The organism is uncultured Gimesia sp. (genome assembly GCF_937910335.1).
Taxonomy (GTDB): Bacteria; Planctomycetota; Planctomycetia; order Planctomycetales; family Planctomycetaceae; genus Gimesia.
In genome coordinates this window covers 21,279-27,979 of record NZ_CALEMX010000616.1, presented here as the reverse complement: position 1 = coordinate 27,979, position 6,701 = coordinate 21,279, and the positions used below count along the sequence as shown (strand labels likewise).

Annotated in this window: 6 protein-coding genes; 4 read left to right on the top strand and 2 right to left on the bottom strand. The window is 46.5% G+C overall.

The features are described from left to right. Positions 1–171: 171 nt before the first annotated feature. The gene (locus tag Q0668_RS25385) at positions 172–813 is read right to left on the bottom strand and encodes a hypothetical protein (RefSeq protein WP_298869363.1); all 642 of its coding nucleotides are present in this window, start codon (positions 811–813) and stop codon (positions 172–174) included. 225 nt (positions 814–1,038) lie between these two features. Between Q0668_RS25385 and Q0668_RS25380 the strand changes: the two genes are divergently transcribed. After that, positions 1,039–1,506 carry a hypothetical protein gene (locus Q0668_RS25380; protein ID WP_298869362.1) on the top strand — a complete coding sequence of 156 codons (468 nt, stop codon included), beginning with the start codon at positions 1,039–1,041 and terminating at the stop codon, positions 1,504–1,506. A 94-nt stretch (positions 1,507–1,600) separates the two neighbouring features. Then, positions 1,601–3,517 carry a metallophosphoesterase N-terminal domain-containing protein gene (locus Q0668_RS25375; RefSeq protein ID WP_298869361.1) on the top strand — a complete coding sequence of 639 codons (1,917 nt, stop codon included), beginning with the start codon at positions 1,601–1,603 and terminating at the stop codon, positions 3,515–3,517. 21 nt (positions 3,518–3,538) lie between these two features. Here Q0668_RS25375 and Q0668_RS25370 read toward each other — a convergent pair whose 3' ends face one another. Beyond that, on the bottom strand, positions 3,539–4,012 hold the full coding sequence (locus Q0668_RS25370; RefSeq protein WP_298869360.1) for a macro domain-containing protein: 474 nt from the start codon (positions 4,010–4,012) through the stop codon (positions 3,539–3,541). Positions 4,013–4,310: 298 nt separating this feature from the next. Here Q0668_RS25370 and Q0668_RS25365 point away from each other — a divergent pair, with 298 nt between their 5' ends. Both Q0668_RS25365 and Q0668_RS25360 read left to right on the top strand, forming a co-directional pair. Further along, positions 4,311–5,630: an MFS transporter gene (locus tag Q0668_RS25365; protein ID WP_298869359.1), complete on the top strand. Its 1,320-nt coding sequence runs from the start codon at positions 4,311–4,313 to the stop codon at positions 5,628–5,630. Positions 5,631–5,788: 158 nt separating this feature from the next. Beyond that, a complete protein-coding gene (locus Q0668_RS25360) occupies positions 5,789–6,694 on the top strand; it encodes an amidohydrolase family protein (protein WP_298869358.1) in 906 nt (301 codons plus the stop codon). Positions 6,695–6,701: the final 7 nt, after the last annotated feature.

Genomic DNA, 6,701 nt, shown 5'->3' with positions numbered 1-6,701 from the left:
TGACAAACGTGTGAAGTTGGGATACTACTGTCAGGAAAAGTAGTGGCTACTACAACTTAACGCTTTGATTTCAGAAAAACGTCAGTTTGGCCTGCTTTTCGAAAACAGATCTCTTGTCATCCAAGTCGTTTCAATGAGACCTGGTTCATTTAGATCTTTTAATCTTAATATTCAGGAGATCAACTTTCTGAACCATTGATCTCCCATCATCTTGATGTAAGCATCATCGAGTTGCATAAGTGATGGAAGACATGACATTGGCAGCTTGCCAAGTTCAAACAGGGTCTCTAACGTGTCTATTAGTAGAATTGGAGGAATATCTGGCTCAGATAGGGCAGCTATGATTTCAGCGTAGGTAGCCAGGAGTTTCGGAAAATCGTTTTCGTTTTCGTCTCCTGTGAGAAGCTGATTACATAACTCAAGTTCAGAGCACCGAATCATTAGGGTTTCCCCCAGCACATTCTTGTCGACTTGAGCGATTATCTTACTAGAATCCTCGAATCGATGAAAATCATGATAATGATATGCAAGGTACAATCGTGATAAATCAGCTTCTACGCCTTCAGTAATAGCCTGAATTAAATAGTTCTCCGTAAGATCAACTTCGGGTGAGCCAGGTCGACGGTCAGGATGCGCGTAGTATGCATATCCAAGGGGATATAACGCGTCTTTGTACCCAGCATCTAAGAGTCGTTGTAATTCACGAATTGGAATTGTAATCAATTGTTTTCTCTCGTCATAAGTCTCCGCAAATCTAGCTTCATCGATTTGATCCCAAATCTTCGTCATCACTGATTTGAGTTTGTCAACCATGCCCTTAATCTACCTCCCTATTCCACCTCCACGATGGCCTTCGTTCGCACGTTTAGTATATGCTGCATTATATGGGATCGGCTCTAAAAGTGTTCGGAACGAGGTCAGTAATTTTAGTTTCTGGTGGCATTTCAGGTGTCTGGAATCGTTTCAATTCGATTTGGGCTCCTAGGTTCATTATACTATGGAGAAGCAATAAACACTTTTCTGTCCAAGGATTCTTAAATGAAGAAATACGTATTGCCTGTCGTAATTCTCCTTTGTGTTTTCTGCACACTAGCCACCTATAAAATGGTTATAATGTCCAAGAAACACACAGAATCTATTAATTCTGCTCTTGAACTATTTCTGAAAGAAGATTGCAGTATTCAAATACATGCACCATCCACTGAATCTCCTATCCGCTCAACGGATAGTAAGAACAAAGATCTACGCTCTCTGATTAGCCAGTTGAAAGATCTTGAATATGAGGCAAATTCCTATGCTCCACGCGACGTTCCAGCTTGCGGTCAAGATACAATCATTCTGAAATCGCTTTGTGACAGTAAATATGATGTGTGGATATCTCACTTCGGAGTATTTTTAATTGCAAATACTCAAGAAGCAAAATACTCTTACTCCACTGGTAGAATAAATGAAGGTGAGGATTTACACACAATTTCTATGAATATTTATCAGTCCTTGGATGAATAGAAGGCAGATAATAAAGAAAGCCGAATTTTTCTTTTGTGAGTGACCCAAAAAAAACCACCCTTTAAATTTTCATCAACACCTTTGGAGTAACATAATGCGATTGGCTCTGTGCCTTAGTTTTGTTGTCAGCATTTTTTCCCTGACTCTTGTTTCGAATGTGATACCGACAGAAGCAGCCGAGGGAACACCATCGAAGCCGCTTCCTCTGCTGATTAAGAAAACCCCGAAACCAAACTATGGTGTGCCGGTTCCCAAAGTAATTATGGGCCGCGTTGCGTTACGAGCAGACCAAGCGGTTACCGGAGTCAAAGGTGTTTCCGTCACGGATGGATATTCCGTCATCAAAACGGATGCGGAAGGTGCTTACCAACTCTCGCCTCATCCCAGCGCGATGTTTATTAACATCACTCGTCCCGCGGGATATGACATCCGGGGGAACTGGTACAAGCCGCTCGCTGCTCAAGTAAACTTTGAACTCAAGCGGGCGGCTGACGACGAGCGCGAATACCTCTTCGTGCATGTGACTGATACACACGTCTCCACGAATCCTCGATCGGTGGCTGGTTTAACTCAATTCGTACACGAAGTCAACGCGCTCTCTCCGAAACCCCGTTTCATCGTCAACAGCGGCGATCTCCTGAATCTCCATAAAGCGCTCGTAACTTCCCCTGCCTCCGGCCACGCCAGTTTTCGAAATTATGTTGGCATTATGAACCACTTGACGATGCCCTGCTATAACGTAGCCGGCGATCATACGGATTCATCCTATCGACTCAACGAGTTTCCCCGCGGAGATCACCGCTGTGCCAAGCCCATGTATTGGGAGTATCTCGGGCCGCATTTCTTTTCGTTTGAATATGGAAAAATCCATTTCATGTCCGTGGATTACGGATATCATCTCGGCCAAATACAGAACCTGGTGAATGGTAAAAAGCTGGAGTATCCTACGCTGGAGGTACAGCCCGTTCATACAAAATGGATGCGACAGGATATGGCGCATCGGTCTCCGGGAACGTTCGTTGTGACCACATCCGAAGCGGATCTGGGTCAGCACTGTCCCGGTTTTCTTGAGATGGCACAGCAGCATGACGTGCGACTTCAACTCGTCGGCGATGATCACGTTGTTGCCAACAAAAGACGACCCGTTCCCTATCGCACGGGGGGCGCTTTAGCGGGCTGCTGGTGGAATCCCAAAACGCAACAACTCTGTCCCGATCTCTCTCCACAGGGATATCTGATTTATCGCGTCAAAGGCGAGCAGATGGAGGCCTTTTATAAGGGACTGGGGCAACGGATCGGCATTGTCTCGCATCGCGTGGGAGCCGTCTGGAAAGGAGACGTGGAAATTCGGGCGCATCTGGTTCAGCCTCAACCTGACGAAATCCTGGAATACACGGTGAATGGTACAGATTGGAAACCGATGCAGAAAATCGGACAGCCATTCCTGCGCACACTATTTTCTGCAACGATTGGCTCGACATCTCTCCCCGAAGGGCATCTCCACTTCCAAGTCAGAAGCAGTGCCACGAATGAAGTCCGTTCTCGAAAGTTCGTCGTTGCCAACGGCCCTGACACAGTAAAATTCAAAGTAGACGCCCTGCTTACCTTTTCTGTGGGCAAGGCCCACTCCGCTGCAAAAAATCGCAAAGCTCCTACCGGCAAAGTGGATGTCGTATTCAACGGCAAAGTGGTGGGGCAGCTGGCACCACAGGCAATCAAAGCGTATTCCTTTCCCATCAAGGCGGCGGATTTGGGAATCGCCAATACGCTCTCTTTTCGATTTTCCGAAACGGGAGACGCCATGAGCCTGAGCAGTCCTCTCCTCAAGCTTCAAGGAAAAGAACTTCGAGATCCACGAGACACCGCGATCAGACAAGTACGAACCGGACACTGGGGGAACACGGCTGCAGACTGGGGCAGTTTTCTTGCAGGAAATCCCGATGCACTTGACGAAACCCCATTTCAACGCCATCAAAGCCGCTTTTGTTTTGTCTTGAGTGATTTGAAGTGATGCGAAATCAAAGCAGTGGAATTATGAGACGCCTTTGTCAAATTGTATGATTGAAACTTTGGCAGGACTTTTGATTGATTCAAATGCTTTAAGCATTATATTAAGTGACCACTGTTTGCCTCGGTTTCCTGAACCAGAACCGATGAGCGGAATCGCCACACTCTGAAATTCTCGTTCTTCAACTATTTTCATAGCATTCAAAACGGAGTTGGTCACTGAATACTCCGTAGCGAACCAAAACGCATTAATTCCAGCTACATGAATGATTGCTTTAAAATTTAACGAACCAGCTGACGTCACTCTTGCTTCGCCTAACGGAATTGATCCGAATCGAGCCACTTCTTTGAACGGGATTGTTCCCCCTTTCTTTTTTATCGCCCCAGAAACTCCCTGGGGAAGTAATAGCCACCAGGGAATAATGTTTCGATTCCAACTATTGACGATAACTTCTACATCTTGCTCCAGAATGTCGCCGTTTATGATTTCAGGTTTCATAAGATTTTTTTTCATTAAATCAGTAATTTGTTAAACATGCATCTAGTAATGATAACATTGAAATTCCCGAGAAACAGAGGAAGCTGGATTTGATGACTCACTTTCTCGTTATCAGACGGACATCAGCTTAAACCAAGGCGCAGCCTTTTGAAATTGACTATGGTAAATCGATTCTGGATATCGTAGCATGTAATCGTTCTTGAAGAGTATGCGCGGCAGCGCGTTTCCCTCTTTGATGTACCACAGTCATTCTCAAGCTCACTGCCTTTCATATCATCTTTTTCGGGAATCATCGTCGATGAGTCTGGACTCTGAAAACCATGATACCCTTCACTCCCAACCAACGAATATACGCTTTCTGGTTGTGGGTTCGTTAGGTCTCGGTTTCCTGCTCGCATATTTGCCGCGGGCGGGTATCTCGCCGATGGTCAAAACGATTCAAGCCGATCTGTTCATAAACGATGCCGATATGGGGCATGTGCTGGCCGTTTTTTTCGCAGGTTATTTCTTTTTCCAGATTCCCGGCGGCCTGCTGGGACAAAAGTGGGGCAACCGGATTGCACTGCCTTTGCTGCAACTGATGTCCGCACTTGCCAATGTTTTGACGGCGGTTGCCTACTCGTTGGGCTTTATCTGGTTTTCACGCTTTCTTTTGGGTCTGGCACAGGCGGGAATGGTCCCCTGCTCTGCCCAAGTGATTAAAAACTGGATTCCCGAATCGCAACGGGGAACCGCCAGTTCCCTGATGGGAAGTTTCATGTCGGTCGGCAGTGTGATTGCCACTGGATTGACGGCGGTTATGATTGAACCTTTTGGCTGGCGCGTGCCTTTGATTATGTTCAGCATTTTTTCGGTCTGCTGGGCAATTCTATTTTTTCTTTACTTTCGAGATCGCCCTGCCAACCATCCTTACACGAATTCAGCCGAAGTCGAATTGATTGGCCAGCCAGAGAAATCAGAGCCGCTTCCCGATGAAGCGGGGCCCGAAAAAAAGAGTTCCGTTGCACTGGAGATGCTGGCCAATCGAAGTGTGTGGTTTTTCTGTCTCCAATCGATTTTTCGCGCTTTTGGATATGCCTTTTTTATCACCTGGTATCCAACTTACCTGCAAAATTCGAGTGGCGCTTCGATCAAAGAAGCCGGTCTGTTAACCATGCTCACGTTGATGGGCGTGGTTCTGGGGACTTTAACGGGCGGAAAACTGATTGATGTCATTTACAAACGGACCGGCAATAAATATTCCAGTCGATCGTTATTGTGTGTTGTGTCTCATCTGCTATGTGCGCTTTGTATTTTGTTGTCCGCCTGGCTTGATCCCGCTCTGGCCGTCTATCTGATTGTGGTGGGAACATTTCTTTCCGGAATCGGGAATCCGTCATCCTGGGTGACTTCGATGGATCTCGGCGGCGCTCGAACCTCAATCGTCATCGCCACGATGAACATGGCCGGCGTGATCGGCGCGTATTCCTCACCCATCGTTGTTGGCAAACTCTTCGAATATATTAAAGATATGCCGGTTCCCAACTGGAATCTGGTTCTATTTTTATTCGCAGGGATTTATCTGCTGGCTACGCTGTGCTGGGCCTGCATCGACCCAGATCAAAGGCTCTCTGAATAATCTTTTTTGACCAATGGTTGTGAGACAAAGTCATTCAGCAGAGAAAAACTGCCCCTCCTGAGATTGCGTCTATCGGTCCTTTGACAGGCGGGCTGTTTTTTATAGACTAAAGAGAGGCTTTGATTGATGTTTCCTCCGCAAATAGAAATAGACCAACCATGCTGATTGACACGCATACGAATTTAATGTGGTATCCCGACCATCTGTCTGATGAATTTGTGGAATTCGCCTGGGCTGCGAAAAAAGCAAAGATGAAGCGATCAGCCGACGTCTATTTTGCGGGATCAGATCACGATGAACAAAATGCGTTCGACTCGACGCCGGAAACGTTATTGGAAGCCACCAAAAATTGCGCAAAGGTGATTGTATTTGGAATCAAAGCCCCTTTTTGCGGCATCAACTGCGATCAGGAATTGATTGCCAATTTTGCGAAAGAACATTCCGACCGCTTCATCGCCTGGTGTTCCGTCGACCCCAACGATGCCGACTGTGTTGATCAACTGACGCATTACGTTGAAAATCTGGGAATGCGTGGACTGAAAGTCTCTCCCATTTATCAAAACTGGAATCCGCAGGACCCCAAACACCTGCCACTGTTTAAAAAAGCGGAAGCATTGAATATACCGATTAACATTCATCAGGGAACTTCTTTCGTTCGCACGGGTCCTTTGAAATATTCGAACCCGATCCAATTGGAAGACATCGCCGTGGCCTGCCCTGATTTACGAATCATTATTTCGCATATGGGACATCCCTGGGAAACCGAATGCGTGGTGTTGATTCGCAAACATCCCAATTTGTATTCCAATGTGTCGGCCTTGCATTATCGACCGCTAAGACACTATCAGGCTTTTATGACCGCGCTGGAATATGGTGTGGAAGACAAACTGATTTTCGGTTCTGATTTTCCGTCAGCCACACCGGAGCAGGTCGTCTCCGGGTTGAATAAAGTCAATCAGGTTGTGGAAGGCACCGCGTTCCCCCAATTTCCGCAGGAAGTGATCGACCGCATTATTTACGAAAACTGGAAACAGGTTCTGCCTCCTGAGGAGTTAGGACTGTAAACCATCA

Coding starts and splice junctions, on each gene's coding strand:
- Q0668_RS25385 (WP_298869363.1), bottom strand. CDS start 813: ATGGTTGACAAACTCAAATCAGTGATGACGAAGATTTGGGATCAAATC.
- Q0668_RS25380 (WP_298869362.1), top strand. CDS start 1,039: ATGAAGAAATACGTATTGCCTGTCGTAATTCTCCTTTGTGTTTTCTGC.
- Q0668_RS25375 (WP_298869361.1), top strand. CDS start 1,601: ATGCGATTGGCTCTGTGCCTTAGTTTTGTTGTCAGCATTTTTTCCCTG.
- Q0668_RS25370 (WP_298869360.1), bottom strand. CDS start 4,012: ATGAAACCTGAAATCATAAACGGCGACATTCTGGAGCAAGATGTAGAA.
- Q0668_RS25365 (WP_298869359.1), top strand. CDS start 4,311: ATGAGTCTGGACTCTGAAAACCATGATACCCTTCACTCCCAACCAACG.
- Q0668_RS25360 (WP_298869358.1), top strand. CDS start 5,789: ATGCTGATTGACACGCATACGAATTTAATGTGGTATCCCGACCATCTG.